The organism is Salinihabitans flavidus, from assembly GCF_900110425.1.
Classification (GTDB): domain Bacteria; phylum Pseudomonadota; class Alphaproteobacteria; order Rhodobacterales; family Rhodobacteraceae; genus Salinihabitans; species Salinihabitans flavidus.
In genome coordinates this window covers 40,198-56,948 of the sequence record NZ_FODS01000012.1, presented here as the reverse complement: position 1 = coordinate 56,948, position 16,751 = coordinate 40,198, and the positions used below count along the sequence as shown (strand labels likewise).

At 64.3% G+C, this 16,751-nt stretch carries 16 protein-coding genes; 14 read left to right on the top strand and 2 right to left on the bottom strand.

All coding sequences use genetic code 11. The features are described 5' to 3' along the window. Positions 1 to 37 precede the first annotated feature (37 nt). Genes BMW66_RS11010 through BMW66_RS10995 form a run of 5 tightly spaced genes read left to right on the top strand, consistent with a single transcriptional unit; the run spans position 38 to position 4,516 of the window. A complete protein-coding gene (locus tag BMW66_RS11010) occupies positions 38 to 622 on the top strand; it encodes a TRAP transporter small permease subunit (protein WP_093118417.1) in 585 nt (194 codons plus the stop codon). Then, on the top strand, positions 619 to 2,037 hold the full coding sequence (locus tag BMW66_RS11005) for a TRAP transporter large permease (protein WP_093118415.1): 1,419 nt from the start codon (positions 619 to 621) through the stop codon (positions 2,035 to 2,037). Before BMW66_RS11010 ends, BMW66_RS11005 begins: the two co-directional genes overlap by 4 nt. Then, a complete protein-coding gene (locus BMW66_RS11000) occupies positions 2,027 to 3,373 on the top strand; it encodes an amidase (protein ID WP_093118413.1) in 1,347 nt (448 codons plus the stop codon). The genes BMW66_RS11005 and BMW66_RS11000 overlap by 11 nt, the downstream gene beginning before the upstream one ends. 15 nt (positions 3,374 to 3,388) lie before the next feature. Continuing rightward, the gene (locus BMW66_RS20325; protein WP_175483217.1) at positions 3,389 to 3,547 is read left to right on the top strand and encodes a hypothetical protein; all 159 of its coding nucleotides are present in this window, start codon (positions 3,389 to 3,391) and stop codon (positions 3,545 to 3,547) included. A 3-nt stretch (positions 3,548 to 3,550) separates the two neighbouring features. Then, the gene (locus BMW66_RS10995) at positions 3,551 to 4,516 is read left to right on the top strand and encodes a 2-hydroxyacid dehydrogenase (RefSeq protein ID WP_093118411.1); all 966 of its coding nucleotides are present in this window, start codon (positions 3,551 to 3,553) and stop codon (positions 4,514 to 4,516) included. Between the two features lie 237 nt (positions 4,517 to 4,753). On the opposite strand, the gene BMW66_RS10990 is transcribed toward BMW66_RS10995, so the two are convergent. Next, complete coding sequence (locus BMW66_RS10990) at positions 4,754 to 6,454, bottom strand: BCCT family transporter (RefSeq protein ID WP_093118513.1); 1,701 nt, start codon at positions 6,452 to 6,454, stop codon at positions 4,754 to 4,756. 173 nt (positions 6,455 to 6,627) lie between these two features. Between BMW66_RS10990 and BMW66_RS10985 the strand changes: the two genes are divergently transcribed. From BMW66_RS10985 to BMW66_RS10955, 7 genes are all read left to right on the top strand, one after another. After that, positions 6,628 to 7,548 (top strand): MBL fold metallo-hydrolase, encoded by a 921-nt coding sequence (locus BMW66_RS10985; protein ID WP_093118409.1) that lies wholly within the window; start codon positions 6,628 to 6,630, stop codon positions 7,546 to 7,548. A gap of 279 nt (positions 7,549 to 7,827) precedes the next feature. After that, a complete protein-coding gene (locus BMW66_RS10980) occupies positions 7,828 to 8,754 on the top strand; it encodes a lipid A-modifier LpxR family protein (protein ID WP_093118407.1) in 927 nt (308 codons plus the stop codon). A 98-nt stretch (positions 8,755 to 8,852) separates the two neighbouring features. Further along, complete coding sequence (locus tag BMW66_RS10975) at positions 8,853 to 9,932, top strand: Hint domain-containing protein (protein ID WP_093118405.1); 1,080 nt, start codon at positions 8,853 to 8,855, stop codon at positions 9,930 to 9,932. Positions 9,933 to 10,180: 248 nt separating this feature from the next. Beyond that, positions 10,181 to 10,801 (top strand): 30S ribosomal protein S4, encoded by a 621-nt coding sequence (gene rpsD, locus BMW66_RS10970; RefSeq protein WP_093118403.1) that lies wholly within the window; start codon positions 10,181 to 10,183, stop codon positions 10,799 to 10,801. Between the two features lie 129 nt (positions 10,802 to 10,930). After that, a complete protein-coding gene (gene hisC, locus BMW66_RS10965; RefSeq protein WP_093118401.1) occupies positions 10,931 to 12,016 on the top strand; it encodes a histidinol-phosphate transaminase in 1,086 nt (361 codons plus the stop codon). Continuing rightward, positions 12,013 to 12,933, top strand: a complete 921-nt coding sequence (locus BMW66_RS10960) for a prephenate/arogenate dehydrogenase family protein (protein ID WP_093118399.1) — start codon at positions 12,013 to 12,015, stop codon at positions 12,931 to 12,933. The genes hisC and BMW66_RS10960 overlap by 4 nt, the downstream gene beginning before the upstream one ends. 107 nt (positions 12,934 to 13,040) lie before the next feature. Continuing rightward, positions 13,041 to 13,760 (top strand): extensin-like domain-containing protein, encoded by a 720-nt coding sequence (locus tag BMW66_RS10955; protein WP_245729455.1) that lies wholly within the window; start codon positions 13,041 to 13,043, stop codon positions 13,758 to 13,760. 66 nt (positions 13,761 to 13,826) lie between these two features. Here the strand turns inward: BMW66_RS10955 and BMW66_RS10950 are convergent, their stop codons facing one another. Then, positions 13,827 to 14,807, bottom strand: coding sequence for a DUF2125 domain-containing protein (locus BMW66_RS10950; protein WP_175483216.1), 981 nt, complete (start codon positions 14,805 to 14,807; stop codon positions 13,827 to 13,829). Between the two features lie 76 nt (positions 14,808 to 14,883). Between BMW66_RS10950 and BMW66_RS10945 the strand changes: the two genes are divergently transcribed. Both BMW66_RS10945 and BMW66_RS10940 read left to right on the top strand, forming a co-directional pair. Continuing rightward, positions 14,884 to 15,444: a gamma-glutamylcyclotransferase gene (locus BMW66_RS10945; protein WP_093118511.1), complete on the top strand. Its 561-nt coding sequence runs from the start codon at positions 14,884 to 14,886 to the stop codon at positions 15,442 to 15,444. A 68-nt stretch (positions 15,445 to 15,512) separates the two neighbouring features. Then, positions 15,513 to 16,751 carry a biopolymer transporter ExbB gene (locus BMW66_RS10940; RefSeq protein WP_093118393.1) on the top strand — a complete coding sequence of 413 codons (1,239 nt, stop codon included), beginning with the start codon at positions 15,513 to 15,515 and terminating at the stop codon, positions 16,749 to 16,751.

Here is a 16,751-nt window from a genome sequence, read left to right as displayed (position 1 = left end):
GCGCCGGGGCCGCTTGCCACGCAAAGGAGGGGGAAGCGTGATACGGTTCATCCGTTTCGTCGACAGTCTGTCGGCCTGGTTCGGCAAGGCATTCGCCTGGCTGATCATCATGATGGCGGTAGGCACGGGATACGAGGTCTTCGTGCGCTATGTCATGAACAATCCGACAGCATGGGCGCTTGATGTGTCGTTCATCATGTATGGCTCGCTTTTCATGATGGGGGGCGCCTATACCCTGTCGCGGGGCGGTCATGTGCGTGGCGATTTCCTCTATCGCCTGTGGCAGCCGAGGACTCAGGCCAAGCTGGATCTGGTGCTGTATTTCCTGTTCTTCTTTCCCGGTGTTGTGGCACTGGTCCTGGCCGGGTGGAAATATGCCGCGCGGTCCTGGGGTTATGGCGAGGTTTCGGTGAACAGCCCCGCAGGTGTGCCGATATACCAGTTCAAGACGGTGATCGTCGCGGCGGGTCTTCTGCTGTTCATTCAGGGGATCGCGCAGGTGTGCCGCTGCATTCTCGCGATCCGCACCAACGAGTGGCTGATCGCCGATGAAGATGTCTTCGAGACCGAAGACCTCCTGCTGCAAAAGGCGAACAAGGCCGAGAAGGACGCGCATCCATGACCGATCCCCAAATCGCCCTGATGATGCTGGGGTTGTTCATTGCCTTTGTCTTTCTGGGTTTCCCGATTGCCTTCACACTGATGGCCATGGGCATAGGTTTTGGCTACTACGCCTATTTCAATGAGCGTCGCATGTGGCGCGAATACGACCGGCTGGCAGAGGATGCCAGTTGGTGGGACCAGACCTCGCTCTGGCTTGAAGGTTTGTTGAACAACCGAATATTCGACCTGTTCGTGAACCAGACGTTCACGGTGATGTCGAACGAGGTTCTGACCGCCGTACCCCTGTTCCTGTTCATGGGGTATATCGTGGAGCGCGCCAACATCGTTGACCGGCTGTTTACCACGTTGAATGTCGCCTCCAAGAACATGCCCGGATCGATGGGTGTTGCGGCGCTGATCACCTGCGCGCTTTTCGCCACGGCGACAGGCATCGTGGGGGCGGTGGTGACGCTGATGGGGCTACTTGCGCTGCCGGCGATGCTCAAGGCGCGGTATAACCCATCCTTTGCGAGCGGTATCATCTGCGCGGGCGGCACGCTGGGCATTCTCATTCCGCCCTCGATCATGCTCATCGTCTATGCCGCTGCCTCGAACGTGTCGATCGTGCGCCTGTACGCGGCGGCCCTTTTTCCCGGGCTGACACTGGTGGGCCTTTACCTCGTCTATGTGATCGGCCGGTCGGTCCTGCAACCCTCGGTCGCCCCGCGCCCCACGAAGGAAGAGGTGCCGGACGTTCCCTTCATCAAGCTTCTGGTGATGATCCTGACCTCATTCCTGCCGCTGGCCTTCCTGATTTTTGCGGTGCTCGGCTCGATCCTGTTCGGTCTTGCGACGCCGACGGAGGCGGCCTCCATCGGGGCGCTTGGCGGGATATTCCTGGCCTTCATCTACCGCGCGATGACATGGCAGAGGCTGCGCGAAAGCGTCTATCTCACGGTGCGCACAACGGCGATGGTCTGCTGGCTGTTTGTCGGCTCCTACGTGTTCTCGGCGGTGTTCTCCTATCTCGGCGGGGAGCACCTGATTTCCGAGTTCGTGCAAGGCCTGAACCTGACGCCGCTTATGTTCCTGATCCTTGCGCAGCTTATCATCTTCGGGCTTGGCTGGCCGCTGGAATGGTCGGAAATCATCATCATCTTCGTGCCGATTTTCCTGCCTCTCTTGCAGTTCTTCAATGTCGATCCGCTGTTCTTCGGAATTCTGGTGGCACTGAACCTGCAAACCAGCTTTCTGACCCCGCCAATGGCCATGTCGGCCTATTATCTCAAGGGGATCGCGCCGCCCGAGATCAAGCTGACGCAGATCTTCGCGGGGGTGATGCCGTTCCTGTTCTGCGTTCTCGTGTCGATGGTCCTGATGTACTCCTTTCCGCAGATCGTGTTCTACCTGCCGGAGTTGATGTATGGGAACTAAGTCCGACCTTATCGCGCTGGATGCGCTGACACTTCGCGACGGGCTGGCGACGGGGGCGATCTCTGCCATCGATCTGACCGACGCCTGCCTTGATCGTATTGCCGAACGGGACGAGGCCGTGCGCGCGTGGGCATGGATCGACCCGGAGTTCGCGCGCGATCAGGCGCGGCGCCTTGATACATACCGCAAGTCCGGACGGCCGATCGGCCCGCTTCACGGAATGCCGGTCGGTCTCAAGGACATCATAGACACCGCCGGAATCCCGACAGAGAACGGGTGCCCGATCGACAAGGGGCGGGTGCCGGTTGAGGACGCCTTTGTTGTCGGGCGGCTCAAGCAGGCCGGTGCCGTCATCCTGGGCAAGACCGTCACGACAGAGCTTGCGTTCATGCAGGCCGGTGAGACACGCAACCCGCATGATCCGGCGCATACGCCGGGCGGGTCGTCCTCGGGCTCCGCCGCCGCAGTGGCGGACGGTCAGGTGCCGCTGGCGATAGGAACGCAGACCGGGGGGTCTGTGATCCGTCCGGCGTCGTTCTGCGGGGTGACGGGGTTCAAGGCGAGCTTCGGAGCCATTCCGCGACGCGGTGTCCTGATGCAATCGCCCACGCTCGACACGCTCGGCGTCTTCGCGCGCACGCCGCTGGACGCGGCGCTGATCGCCGATACGCTGTTCGGGTTCGATCCGGCGGACAAGGCCACGGCGCCAAGGCCCGCCCCCCATCTTCTTGAGGTTGCGCGCAATGAGCCTCCGATTACGCCGACCTTCGCATTGATCAAACCGCCGGGCTGGAAAGACGCGGACCCGCAGCTTCATGCCGCCTTTGCCGAGTTGGCCGGGGCGCTTGGAGATCAGGTGTTCGAGGCTGAATTGCCCTCCGCCTTCGATCAGGCGGCGGAGGTGCGGGCGCGAATCAATTTCGCGGAGATGGCGCGCTACTATTATCGCTATGCCCGCGATGGCATGGACCGGCTGGGCCCGCGCACGCGAGAGGCGCTTGAGACGGGGGCGGGGATTGTCGCGCGGGATTATCTTGCCGCGCTGGACTGGCCGGATGTGCTTTATGCCGGGCTGGAAGAGGTGCTTGAGCGATGCGATGCCATCTTGTGCCCCGCCGCGCCCGGCCCCGCGACCGAGGGGCTTGAGTTCACCGGGGATTCCATTTTCAACGGGGTGTGGACGCTATTGGGTACGCCGGCGGTCACGATCCCGGCCTTCACCGCCGAAAACGGCCTGCCGATGGGCCTGCAACTCGTCGGCGCGCGCGGGCAGGATGCGCGGCTCTTGCGCAATGCCCATTGGTTCACCCGCTGGCTCGACGAGGCCGGCGCCTGACGAAAGGTCAGTCAAATGAACAGGTTACTTGCCCTCTTCGCCTTCGTGATTCTGGGCGTCTTTCTTTATATCCTCGCCTCGGAGATCGGGGCGGTCGATCTTTGGGTGGTGGTGATCTTCACGGCCCTTCTGGCCGGATATGACTTTGTGACCTCTTCGGGAAAAAGGGACTGACCCATGACGGATCGTCCGGTGATCTGGATTCCGCGCCGCCTGTCGGACGCCACGCTGGAGCGGGCGCAACGCGATTACGAGGTGATCGTCAAGGACGACGACACCCCCGGCACGGCTGAGGAAATCGTCGAGATGAGCGCGCGGGCCGATGCGATCATACCGTGCCATTCGGAGCATCTGACCGCCGATGTGGTGGCCCGGCTGGACCCGCGTCTGAAGATCGTGGCGAACCATTCCGTGGGGGTAGATCACTGTGATCTCAAGGCCTTGGCGGACAAGGGGATCGTCGTGACGAACACGCCCGACGTTCTGTCGGATGCCACCGCGGAGATTGCCATGCTGCTGATGCTGGGCGCGGCGCGTCATGCGGTGCGCGGCGACCGGCTGGTGCGGACGGGGGCATGGGACAGCTGGTCGCCGTCCTTCATGGTGGGCAAGCAGGTCACCGGCGCGCGGCTTGGCATCATAGGCATGGGCCGCGTGGGGCGGGCCTTCGCGGAAAAGGCGCGGGGCTTCGGGATGGAGATTCACTATCACAACCGCAGCCGTCTTGCGCCCGGTGACGAGAAGGGCGCGACCTTTCATGAGAGCCTTGAGACGCTTCTTCCCGTCTCGGACTTCTTGTCGCTGCATTGCCCGGCAACGCCGGAAACCACTGATTTATTGAACGAATCCACGCTTTCGCGTTTGCCGGAAGGGGCGGTGGTGGTGAACACGGCCCGCGGGGCGCTGGTGGATGAGGATGCGCTGATCGCCGCCATAGAAAGCGGGCATATCATGGCCGCCGGGCTGGATTGCTTCAAGGTGGAGCCGGGCGGGAATCCGGCCTTTGCCGCGCATGAAAACGTCTTCATGCTGCCCCATATCGGCAGCGCGACGCGGGCGACGCGCGATGCGATGGGCTTTCGCGCGCTGGACAATCTCGATGCGTTCTTCGCCGGGCAGGAGCCGGGAGACCGCGTTGCCTGAGGACGCGCAGCAGCGAACGGTGGCAGGTCTTGCCCCGGCCTGTGCGAATCAGTCCAACCCATTGTTAACGCTCAAAAACCCATGTCGGTAAAACGTCGGTATTACGTCGGTATCGCGTCGGTCTCGATTTCCGAAATCGCACCGTTAACAGCGCGTTCTTTACGGATCGGCAAGATGTCTGAAGATCGGGTTAGCGTGCGATGCATCTGACCGGAGATGTCGACCGGGCGCGGTGGATCAGGCGGCGGGCGGCGTTGTCTCGCCGTCCTCGCCTTCGGCTTCGGTCTCCTTGTCGCCCTGCGGGTCTTCGGGCGTGGTCGGGTGAACCTCCTCCTCGGCCTGCCGGGCCGCCTCACGCTCGGAATCGCGCAGGAGCAGGCGTTCGACGCGCAGGTCGAGAAGGCGCGATTTCTCGGTCTGCATGGCGATTTCCTGCGACAGATCGCGGTAGAGCGACACCGCGATGAGCACCATCAGAAGCATGAACGGAAAGGCCGCGATGATCGACACGGTGCGCAGGCTTTCAAGACCGCCGGTCAGCAGCAGCACCACCACCATCAGAAGCTGAAGGCACCCCCACAGCAAACGCACGGCGCGGGTGGGGTTGAGCACCCCCTTGGAGGTGAACATGCCAAGCACGAAAGTCGCGGAATCGGCGGAGGTGATCAGGAACATGCAGACAAGCACGATCGCCACGACCGTCAGAAGCGTGCCGAACGGAAGCTGGTCGAGCATCACGTAGAGCCCGGCGGGCACCTCTTCGGCCACGGCGTCGGCGATTCCGGCGTTGCCGAAAATCTCGAAGTGGATCGCGGCGCCGCCGAAGGTGGCAAACCACAGCATGCTGAGCGCGACGGGCACCACCATCACGCCGGTGACGAATTCGCGGATCGTGCGTCCGCGCGAAATACGGGCGATGAAACTGCCGACGAAGGGCGCCCAGCTCAGCCCCCAGGCCCAGTAGAACATCGTCCATTGTTCGACCCACTGGCCGCTGGAATAGGGGGTGGTCACAAGGCTCATTTGCAACAGGTTGCCGAGATATTCGCCAAGCGTCTGCGTCATCACCCCGAAGATGAAGGAGGTGGGGCCGAACACCAGCACCACGAGCAGCAGAAAGCCCGCCAGCAACATGTTGGCATTGCTCAGCAGGCGCACCCCCTTGTCGAGCGGGGTCATGGCGGAGAGCATGAACAGCCCGCCGATCACCGCGATGATCACGAACTGCGCTGGAAAGCCGTAGGGCACATCGGTCAGGCGGGCCAGACCGCTGTTGATCTGAAGCGCGCCGAGCCCGAGCGTGGTGGCCACGCCGAACACGGTCGAGACCACGGTCAGGATGTCTATGGCCTTGCCCCAGCCGGTATCGACGCGATCACCGAGCAGGGGGCGAAACGTCTCGCTGATCAGGCCGAAACTCTGATGGCGGAAACGCACATAGGCGATGGCAAGGCCGACCAGCGCGAAGTTTGCCCATTGGTGCAGACCCCAGTGAAAGAAGGCATAGCGCATCCCGGTTTGCGCGGCCTGCGCTGTGCGCGGCAGCCCCGAGTCGAGGGGCGGCTCATTGAAATGCATGATCGGTTCGGCCACGCCCCAGAACACCAGACCGACCCCCATGCCGCCGGAAAAGATCATCGCCAGCCAGCTTGCGTAGGAGAACTCCGGCGGCTCATCCGGGGGGCCGAGCCGGATGTCGCCGGTTCTGGAAAACCCCAGAAAGAAGATGAACCCGACAAAGCCCGTGGTGACGAGCAGATACATCCAGCCGACATTTTCCGCGGTCGCGTGCAGGACGATTTGCGCCAGTTCCTCGACCCTTGCGGGGGCAATGGCGGCGGTGATCACGAAAACCGCGACGATGGCGACCGAAACGCGGAACACCGCGCCCACGTCGCCCAGAAGCGATGCTTTCCGATCGGTCGGTCGGTTTGACATGATCTCCTCGACAATCGGGGGCGGGTTGCGTTGACAGATCGCGCGATCCTTACGCCTGTTGGCGCGGAAGGTCAAAAGCGGCGTCGGGTGTTTTCACTGGATCACATTCGAATATGAGGATATCAGGTTCGGAACCGGCGGACTTGCCGGAAAATCCATGAGGAGGAGGGGGCATGATGACCCGAATGATCGCAATGCTCTGGTTGGTGCTGGCGCTGCCGGTGGCCGCCGTCGCGGAGGTGCTGGAGATCCAGCCGGTGACGGAGGATGTCTGGGCGCTTGTCGGTCCGGCTGTGCAGCGGGACGCCGAAAACCTTGGCAACAATGCCACCTTCGGCGTGGTGGTCACGTCCGAGGGGGTCGTGCTGATGGACCCCGGCGGGTCGTGGAATGGCGCGGCGATGATCGATGCGGCAATTCGGGAGATCACGGAGCGTCCCGTGACCCATGTCATCAATACCGGCGGTCAGGATCACCGCTGGCTTGGAAACGGATACTGGAAGGCGCAGGGCGCCACGGTGATCGCGTCGGAGGCGGCGGTGGCCGATCACAAGGCGCGCGCGTCGATGCAGATGGCGGCGCTGGCCAATTTCCTGGGCGAGGAGGGGCTTGACGGGACGGAGCCCGCCTTTGCCGATGTCACCTTTGAAGAGCGCCATACCCTTGACGTTGGCGGGATGCGGTTCGAGATCGTGCATCCGGGCCCGGCGCACACACCGGGCGACAGTTTTGTCTGGCTGGCGGCGCGCGACACGGTGTTCACGGGCGATATCGTCTATGTGGAGCGGATCCTCGGCGTGGGCGGGCAAAGCTCCATCTCCGGCTGGCCGGAGGCGTTCGAGGCGATGGCCGCGCTTGATCCCGCGCATGTCGTGCCGGGCCACGGTCCCGCCACGACGCTGGAGCGGGCCACGGCCGACACCTATGATTACCTCATGAACCTGCGCGAGAAGATCGGCGCGCTGATCGACGAGGGCGGCGGCATCATGGAGGCGCCGGAGGTGGACCAGTCGGCGTTCGACTATCTGGCGCAGTTCGAGAGTCTGGCCGGGCGCAATGCGCAGACGGCGTTCGAACAGATGGAATGGGAATAGGAAGCCGGCCGGTGCGACGGCCTGCGTCCTGCGGCGGCAGGTTTGGCTTTTCTGCAACAGGTGGGCGGGCCGTGACCACGCCGCGCCGGTTTCTATGAAAGCGCTATAAAACAAGGCGATTGGACGAGGTTTCCACCCCGCGCCGTGGTGCGTCGCGAGGCAAAAGGCCTGCCGTGAGGGGATCAATCTTCGGTTGCAAGGCGAATTTGCCGCGGCGGGGCTGGCGGCGGAGTCGGCGGTATTGTAGATAAATCCGGGGGGCAATTGACGAGGTGAGGCATGCGGCGTCTTTGGGGAGCCCTTCTTTCAGTATTCACGGGATGTGCGGTTGCCGTATCGGCCACGGCCGAGACGGGCAAGTGGTCGCAGATCGGCTATGGCCGGCTTGTCGTGAACGATGTCATCGGCGACGGGCAGGACCGCTGGCGCACCGGATCGGTGGCGTCGAGCCGGATCTTCGGCCGGGGCTGGGATGGGAGTCTGCCCACGACGGCGGGCGAGGTGCTGGAGTTCCGCTTTCTCGGCGAGATCATGGCGCCGTCGAACCTGTCCACGCCGTCCGCGACGGACCGCCCCTATGCTGGCAGCCTGTCGTTCGGCATGCATACCCATTTCCGCTCTCGCGGTCTTCAAGTCAGCCTTGGCGGCGATCTGAGCGTGGTCGGCCCGCAGACCCGCCTTGATGAATTGCAGAGCGGGTTGCACGATTTTTTCGGCTTCGTGGAGCCATCGGCGGCGGTGAAGGCGGGGCAGGTTGGCAATCAGGTGGTGCCGACGCTCAACTTCGAGATCGGGCGGGACGTGGCGCTGACGGGGGCGATGACCCTGCGGCCCTTCGTGGCCGGGCAGGCCGGGACGGAGACGCTGCTTCGGATCGGCGCCGATCTGACCATCGGCGCGGTGGGGCAGGGCGAGCTTCTGGTGCGCGATCCGGTGACCGGCCATCGCTATCGCACGATCAAGAACCCGGTGCCGGGGTTTTCATGGGTTGTGGGCGGTGATGTCGCCAAGGTGCACGACAGCATCTACCTTCCCGGCAGCGGGGGCTACACGCTCACCGATGCGCGCTCCCGGCTGCGCGCGGGGGTGCATTGGCAGGGCCGCGAGAACACCGTGTTCTATGGCCTGACGTGGTTGGGCGAGGAATTCAGCGCCCAGAGCGAGGGGCAACTCGTCGGTGCCGTGCGGGTGGATGTGAAATTCTGACACACTGCCGATGAAACCTGATCAATCGGGGTTCCCACATTCCTCTGCCTCTGTTACACATTTTTTCATAAAAAGAAGATCGAGGCAGGTATCGGGTAATGAGGACGGGCTTTTGTGGCACGTTTGTCATCTCCTGGTCGCAAACAGAAATAGACGGGCTGACCGCCGCACCCTTGCGGGCGCTTGAGGTTGGTGTGGTGTGGTCCTGGCACGGCGAAGCGGTGCGGGTTGATGGGCCGGCGGAACTTTTGCGGCTGGATTGTGCGGTTGGAGAGGCAAACCTAAGAAAAAGGGCGGCGCGCGTGGTGCGCCGGCTGGTCGGGGCGGCGCTGGATGACAGCCGCCGGATCGACGACAAGATTGGCGATGACCGGGCCGATGACGACTCCCCGCTGATGGACAGTTCCTTTGTCGTCACGGACGGGACACAGAGCTATACCGTGACGCTGATAGAGGTGCCGAACGCCAATCCGCTACTGATGTTTCTGGACGAAATGCCGCCGCAGACGCGCGATTTGTGGGTGGTGCATCACACGCTGGAGGCGCCGGATACCGCCGCCGCCGGCCCGGCGCAGGGCGGCGTGATCTGTTTCACCCCCGGCACGATGATCGCCACCCCGGCAGGGCCGTGCCCAGTGGAGAGCCTGCGCGAAGGCGACCGGGTGCAGACCAAGGACAACGGCGCCGAAGAGGTGATCTGGACCGGCAGCCGGCACATGACCGGCGCGCGGCTTTTCGCGATGCCGCACCTGCGCCCGATCCGCATCCGCGCCGCGGCGCTTGGAATTTCGCGCCCCGATCAGGAGCTGATCGTCTCTCCGGAGCATCGAATGGTGATCAAGGGACGCGCGGCGCGGGCGCTTTTCAACGCGCCGGAGGTGCTTGTGTCGGCGCGCGAGATGATCAACGGCGGCAGCATCGCGGTCGATCATGCGCTGCGCGAAGTGACTTATATACACCTGCTTCTGCCACGGCATGAAATTCTCTGGGCCAATGGCGTGGAGACCGAGAGCTTTCACCCGGCCAGCACGGCGCTCAGCACGCTGCGTGACGAGGACCGGGGCCGCCTTCTGACGCTGCTGCCGGATCTTGTGGAAGATCCGGGCCGGTATGGCGGATTTGCCCGGCGCAATCTGAGCACCTCGGAGGCGGCGATCCTTCAGCATGAGGCGGCGTGACCCGGCGGAGTGCGCGGTCCGCGCACGCGGTATGCGCTTTGACCTGCCGCGTGGCCGGTCAAAGCCGTTGGCGCCCGATGGCCGATGGGGCGCCCCGCAATAGGGCGTTGACTCTGCCACGTACCCCGGTATAAGCGCGGCTTCATTGGTGTTGGCGGCCCCCGCGAGGGGATGCCTGTCGCCCTTCGGGGAAAGGACAACGCCCTTCATAGTGGCCTTCGGGCCCCGCATAAGGAAGGAGACCAGCCGTGACCAAACGCACGTCTGCCAAGCACAAACTCGACCGCCGCATGGGCGAGAATATCTGGGGCCGCCCGAAGTCCCCGGTCAACCGCCGCGAATACGGCCCCGGCCAGCACGGCCAGCGCCGCAAGGGCAAGCTTTCCGATTTCGGTATTCAGCTTCGTGCGAAGCAGAAACTGAAGGGCTACTACGGCGATCTCACCGAAAAGCAGTTCCGCCGTATTTATGCCGAGGCGGAGCGGGTGAAGGGCGACACGGGTGAACATCTGATCGGCCTGCTGGAGCGTCGTCTGGACGCCGTGGTCTATCGCGCGAAGTTCGTGCCGACTGTCTTTGCCGCACGCCAGTTCGTGAACCACGGCCATGTGATGGTGAACGGCAAGCGCGTCAACATCCCCTCCTATCGTGTGAAGGAAGGCGATGTGATCGAAGTGCGCGAGAAGTCCAAGCAGCTTGCCGTCGTGATTGAGGCCGCACAGCTTCCCGAGCGTGACGTGCCCGATTACATCGACGCCGATCATTCCAAGATGTCCGCCACCTTCGTGCGCACGCCGTCGCTCGGCGATGTGCCCTATCCGGTGATGATGGAACCGAACCTCGTCGTGGAATTCTACGCGAAGAACTAAGTCTTCGCTGCAACAGTTCGAAGGCCGCGACGGGAGACCGCCGCGGCCTTTTTCGTTTGCACTGGCCTTTGACAGGGCGGAAGGCTAGGGCAGGGGCGGATCGGCCGGCCACCGAATGGGAGATATGACGTGAGCAAGATAACCCCGCAGCCCGGAATCATGGACATTGACCTTTACGAGGGCGGCCAGACCCATGTGGAGGGTGTGTCCGATGTCGTGAAGCTGTCGTCCAACGAGAACCCCTATGGCCCGAGCGAGGCCGCGCTGGAGGCGTATCGCCGCGCCGGGTATGATCTGCATCGCTATCCGTCGTCCGATCATGCCGGGTTGCGCAAGGCGATCGCCGACGTACACGGCCTGGATGCGGAGCGGATCGTGGTCGGGGCCGGATCGGACGAGATCATCGCCTTTCTCTGTCAGGCCTATGCCGGGCCGGGCGACGAGGTGATCCACACCGAGCACGGGTTCGCCATGTATCGCCTCAGCGCGCTCGCCGCCGGGGCGACGCCGGTGGAGGCGCCCGAGCAGCAGCGCGTGACGGATGTGGACGCCATTCTGGCCGCCTGCACCAAGCGCACGAAACTTGTCTTCGTGGCCAACCCGAACAATCCCACGGGCACGATGATCGGCGGCAACGAAGTGGCCCGGCTGGCCGCCGGGATATCCGAGCAGGCGATCCTCGTGCTGGACGGGGCCTATGCCGAATATGTCGAGGAGTATGACGGTGGCGCCGCGCTGGTCGAGGCCCGCGACAATGTGGTGATGACTCGCACGTTTTCGAAGCTCTACGGGCTTGGCGGGCTGCGCGTCGGCTGGGGGTATGGCCCCAAGGAGATCATGGATGTGCTCAACCGCGTGCGCGGCCCGTTCAATGTCGCCGGGCCGTCGCTTGCCGCCGCGGAGGCCGCGGTGCGCGATGTGGCCTATGCCGAGAAATGCCGCATCGACAACGCGCGGCACCGGATCTGGCTGTCCGAGGCGCTGGCCGGTCACGGGGTGCCCTGCGATATTTCGATGGCGAATTTCGTGCTGGCGCGCTTCGCCGACCGGGACGAGGCGGACGCCTGCGACCGCTATCTCAAGTCGCAGGGGCTGATCGCGCGGAAGGTGGCGGGCTACAATCTTCCCAATTGTTTGCGGATCACCGTGGGCGACGAGTCGGGCTGTCGGCGCGTGGCGCATGCGGTGGGCCAGTTCAAGGGAGGCGCGCGATGAGCCAGGTCTATGACCGCGTGGCGCTTATCGGGCTGGGGCTGATCGCGTCATCGATGTTCTGGGCGATCAAGCGCGCGGGGCTTGCCGGTGAGGTCACGGGATATGCCCGAAGCCGCGCCACACGCGACACCGCGCGTCGGATTGGCCTGTGCGACCGGGTATGCGAAAGCGCGGCAGAGGCCGCCGAGGGGGCCGATCTGGTGGTGCTTTGCGTGCCGGTGGGCGTGATGGGCGGTGTCGCCGAGGAGATCGCGCCGATGCTCAGGCCCGGCGCCACGCTGACCGACGTGGGATCGGTCAAGCGCAACGTGATCGAGCAGGTCGCGCCGCATGTGCCCGAAGGGGTGCATTTCATCCCCGCGCATCCGCTTGCCGGGACGGAACATTCGGGGCCGGAAAGCGGGTTCGCGGAACTGTTCGAAAACCGCTGGTGTCTTCTGGTGCCGGTTCATGGCAGCGATCCGGAAGCGGTGGCGCGGTTGCGCGCGTTCTGGGAGGGGATGGGCGCGCATGCCGAGGAAATGGACCCCGACCACCACGATCTGGTGCTGGCGGTGACATCCCACGCGCCGCATCTGATCGCCTACACGATGGTCGGGGTGGCCGACGATCTGCGCCGCGTCACCGACAGCGAAGTGATCAAGTATTCCGCCGCGGGGTTTCGCGATTTCACCCGGATCGCCGCCAGCGATCCAACCATGTGGCGCGATGTGTTCCTGACCAACAAGGACGCGACGCTGGAAATCCTCGGCCGGTTCACCGAGGAGCTTTTCGCCTTGCAGCGCGCGATACGGACCGGGGACGGAGAGCAACTTTTCGACTATTTCACCCGGACACGCGCGATCAGGCGTGGTATCATTGAGGCAGGACAGGATACGGACGCGCCCGATTTTGGACGGGGAGTGAAGAAATCTTGAGATTTGCGGCAGGTTTGGTCCTGATAGGTCTGGCGGGCGCGGCTCTCGCGCAGCCGCCCGACAGGTCATTGCGCCCACTTGCGAGGGAGGATGTGTTTCCCGTTGCCATGCCCGGTTTCGCGCCCGAGGCGTCGTTGCGCCCGGTGGCGCGTCCCTTTGCACAGCGCACGGCGTCCGTGACTGCGGTGGTGCCGTCACGGGGGGCCGGCGCATCAATGGCGGGCGGTGGCGGCGAGATGATCCGGCAGGTCTCGACCCGCGGGCAGGCCACGGCGCCACGGCCCACGCCGAGCACCCCGCGCAGCGCCGCGCTTTGCGGGGATGGTGACATCCGGGGCGCCAAGGTGGGCCCGGTCACGGCGAAGGTGCGCGGCTGCGGTATTGACGACGGCGTGAAGGTTCATTCCGTCTCCGGCGTGCTGCTGAGCCGGCCCGCGCTGATGGACTGCCGCACAGCCAAAACGCTCAAGCATTGGATCGAGGCCGGGCTCGATCCCGCCGTGGGACGGCGGGGCGGCGGTGTTGCCGGTCTTCGGGTGGCGGCGGATTATTCCTGCCGCACGCGCAATCACAAGAAGGGCGCGCGGATTTCCGAGCATGGCAAGGGACGTGCCATCGACATCTCCGGCATCCAGTTGCGTGACGGGACGGAGATTTCGGTCCTTGACGACTGGGGGCGGGGGCGCAAGGGCAGGATATTGCAAAAGGTGCATCGCGCCGCCTGCGGGCCGTTCGGCACGGTGCTTGGCCCCAATTCCGATCGCCATCATCGCGATCATTTCCATTTCGATACCGCGCGGTATCGCAGCGGGGCCTATTGCCGCTAGGCGCGGGCCCCGGGGCTCTGCCCCGGACCCCGGAGTATTTTTCACAAAGATGAAGGGGCGGGGGCGTCAGCGCAGCCTGAGCGTCGGGGCCTTTGCGATCGGCACCGGGCCGATGCGGATCTGCCCGCCCCGGAACGTCAGCGGAATGTCGAGCATCCGGCCATTGCCCGAGAGGCCGGACAACAGGTCAAGTCCCTGTTCCACCGTGTCCAGCACAGTTTCGGGCAGCCTGCCCGAGGTCCGCGCCAGCGCCACAATCTCGCGCCAGTTGCGCGCCCTGACCGTAATCCTGCCCGATGGCGTGCCCGCGCTGTCGATCTCAAGTTCCCCGGCGGCGTGGAGTTCCAGATCGCCCCATTTCACCTCGGCCAGCCGCAGGTTGATCCGGGTAGGCTGCGGCCGGGCAACGGTCAGGGCGCGGGCATCCCATGGGCGGTCGAAGGTGGCGGTGAGATCGGCGCGCAGCGTCGTGAACCGGTTCGGCAGCCCGGTGGCGGGCAGCGCGGCGGGGGCGAACCCTTCGGTGGTGACGGCGAGGCGATAGCTTTGGCCGGTCTCGTGCCGGATAGCGAGATTCACATTGTCCGCGCGCATGGTGCGGCCCGCATCGTCACTCAGGGCGGCCTCGGTGATCACAAGATTGGTGCGTTCGAGCGGGTCGTGCGCCCCGTCCCCCAGAACGAGGGAGGCACGCATGTCTTCGCTGCGCAACATGTGCTTGTCGCCGGGGCTGGCGATCACCTGCTCGTCCGGCCAGACCGCAATCAGGTGATCGGGCCGGTAGCTCAGCCGCAGAAGTTGAAAGAAGGGCATCTCCCACGCCAGCCCGGAGCCGGTATCGGCCAGCGACAGGTCGGAGAAAGACAGATCGAGCCGGTTGGGAAAGCCGCGCAGGGTGAGATCGTCATATTCGGCATGCCAGCCCTCGGCGCGCCGATCCTCGAACCAGGCGACGGTGTCGCGGCGCAGATCATGGGCCTGCACCGCCCAGAAGACCGACCACGCCAGCCCCAGGGCGATGATCGCGATGGCGAGTTTCTTCATCATGCTCCGGCCCCTTTCACGTCGCCGCACTTTGGTGTTTAACGGCGCCGTTCGACAAGCACCAGAGAGGCGTGCGACTATGACCATGTGGGTTTTCGGCTATGGCTCTTTGCTGTGGTATCCCGGTTTCGAATACGAAGAACGTGTGATCGCGCAGCTGGACGGCTGGCATCGCAGCTTCTGCATGAGCTCAATCCACCATCGCGGCACGGTGGAGACACCGGGGCTCGTGCTGGCGCTGGACGCGTCGGAGGGGGCGCATTGCCAGGGGCTCGCGCTGTCCGTGCGCGAGGGCTATGAGGCAGAGACGCTGGAGTATCTGCGCGCGCGCGAGCTGGTCTCCTCGGCCTACCTTGAAACCGCGCTGCCGGTCGATCTTGCCGACGGGCGCCGGGTGGAGGCCGTGACCTTCGTGATCGACCCGCACCATGTGCAATATTGCGGCGCGCTCGATCTCGAACGGCAGGCGCATATCATCGCCGGCGCCGTGGGCGGACGGGGTCCGAATACCGAGTATCTGCACAATACCGCCAGCCATCTGCGCGAATGGGGGATCGAGGATGCCGATCTTGACTGGCTGTCGGAGCGGGTGCGCGCATTGACGGCGGCCCCGGCGCCGGACATGGGTGTTTCCCGATAAAACCTTGGCACAGATGGAGCTTGTCAGTAGTGTGTGCGCAGAAAAACAAAGAGTCAGGAGCTGTCCAGATGGATCAGCCAGACCGCGAGGCCGAGCCGCATTTCTCGCATCCCATCCGACAGATCGTCATGATGCTGATCGTGCTGGGGCTGACGGGGGTGCTTGTCTATTTCGCGCTGCCTCGCGTCTTTCCGGTGTTCGAGGCCAACCCGTATCTTAACGGGTTCATCCTGTTTGTGTTCTTCGTCGGTGTGCTGGCCTGTTTCTGGCAGGTGTTCTCGCTCATCTCCTCGGTGCGCTGGCTCGAGGGGTTCGCGGCGCAGCGGCCGGGCATGGACATGGTCAAGCCGCCGCAGCTTCTGGCGCCGCTGGCCTCTCAGTTGCGCTCGCGCCGGGCGCGCGGGCAGATCAGTTCCACCGCGGCGCGGTCGCTGCTTGATTCCGTGGCCACACGCATCGACGAGGCGCGCGAGATCACGCGCTATATTGTCAATCTGCTCATCTTTCTTGGCCTGCTTGGCACCTTCTACGGTCTGGCGACCACGGTGCCGGCGGTGGTGGACACGATCCGCAACCTTGTCCCGGCCGAAGGCGAGGGCGCGGTGGATGTGTTTAACCGCCTGATGGGTGGGCTTGAAACGCAGCTTGGCGGTATGGGCGTGGCCTTTGCCTCATCGCTTCTGGGTCTTGCCGGTTCGCTTGTCGTGGGGCTGCTGGAGCTTTTCGCGGGCCACGGTCAGAACCGGTTCTACCGTGAGCTTGAGGAATGGCTCAGCACGATCACGCGGGTGAGTTTCGCCTCTGGCGACGGGGAAATGGGCGGAGAAGCCCAGGCCATGGCCGGGGTGCTCGACCATATGGGCGCGCAGATGGAGGCGCTTCAGACGATGTTCGCGCAGTCCGAGTCCGGCCGCGCGCAGGTGGACGAAAAACTCGGCAGCCTTGCGGACTCGCTGGAACGGCTGACCGACCGGATGGATATGGCGGCGCCGACCACCCATGCGCTCTTGCGGGTGGCCGATGGTCAGGAACGGCTTATTCAGGCGCTGGAGGAACAACCCCGCGAGGACGGGATGGATGCCGAAAGCCGGATGCGCCTGCGGTCCATCGACGTGCAGATGCTTCGGATCGTCGAAGAGATTTCCGCCGGACGGCAGGAAAGCATGGCCGAGTTGCGCACCGAGATTTCCTCGCTGATCCGCGCGATCCGCGCGGGCGCAAAGGAGGAGCCGCAGGTCAAGCCGGTGCGCCCTCTGGGGCGGGTGCGGCGCAAGGAAACGGGCGGCCCCGAAGGCACGGGGGGCTAG

Bases quoted from the DNA above. Each gene is read 5' to 3' on its own strand.
- BMW66_RS11005 (WP_093118415.1), top strand. From the start codon at position 619: ATGACCGATCCCCAAATCGCCCTGATGATGCTGGGGTTGTTCATTGCC.
- BMW66_RS11000 (WP_093118413.1), top strand. From the start codon at position 2,027: ATGGGAACTAAGTCCGACCTTATCGCGCTGGATGCGCTGACACTTCGC.
- BMW66_RS20325 (WP_175483217.1), top strand. From the start codon at position 3,389: ATGAACAGGTTACTTGCCCTCTTCGCCTTCGTGATTCTGGGCGTCTTT.
- BMW66_RS10995 (WP_093118411.1), top strand. From the start codon at position 3,551: ATGACGGATCGTCCGGTGATCTGGATTCCGCGCCGCCTGTCGGACGCC.
- BMW66_RS10990 (WP_093118513.1), bottom strand. From the start codon at position 6,454: ATGTCAAACCGACCGACCGATCGGAAAGCATCGCTTCTGGGCGACGTG.
- BMW66_RS10985 (WP_093118409.1), top strand. From the start codon at position 6,628: ATGATGACCCGAATGATCGCAATGCTCTGGTTGGTGCTGGCGCTGCCG.
- BMW66_RS10980 (WP_093118407.1), top strand. From the start codon at position 7,828: ATGCGGCGTCTTTGGGGAGCCCTTCTTTCAGTATTCACGGGATGTGCG.
- BMW66_RS10975 (WP_093118405.1), top strand. From the start codon at position 8,853: ATGAGGACGGGCTTTTGTGGCACGTTTGTCATCTCCTGGTCGCAAACA.
- BMW66_RS10960 (WP_093118399.1), top strand. From the start codon at position 12,013: ATGAGCCAGGTCTATGACCGCGTGGCGCTTATCGGGCTGGGGCTGATC.
- BMW66_RS10955 (WP_245729455.1), top strand. From the start codon at position 13,041: ATGCCCGGTTTCGCGCCCGAGGCGTCGTTGCGCCCGGTGGCGCGTCCC.
- BMW66_RS10950 (WP_175483216.1), bottom strand. From the start codon at position 14,807: ATGATGAAGAAACTCGCCATCGCGATCATCGCCCTGGGGCTGGCGTGG.
- BMW66_RS10945 (WP_093118511.1), top strand. From the start codon at position 14,884: ATGACCATGTGGGTTTTCGGCTATGGCTCTTTGCTGTGGTATCCCGGT.
- BMW66_RS10940 (WP_093118393.1), top strand. From the start codon at position 15,513: ATGGATCAGCCAGACCGCGAGGCCGAGCCGCATTTCTCGCATCCCATC.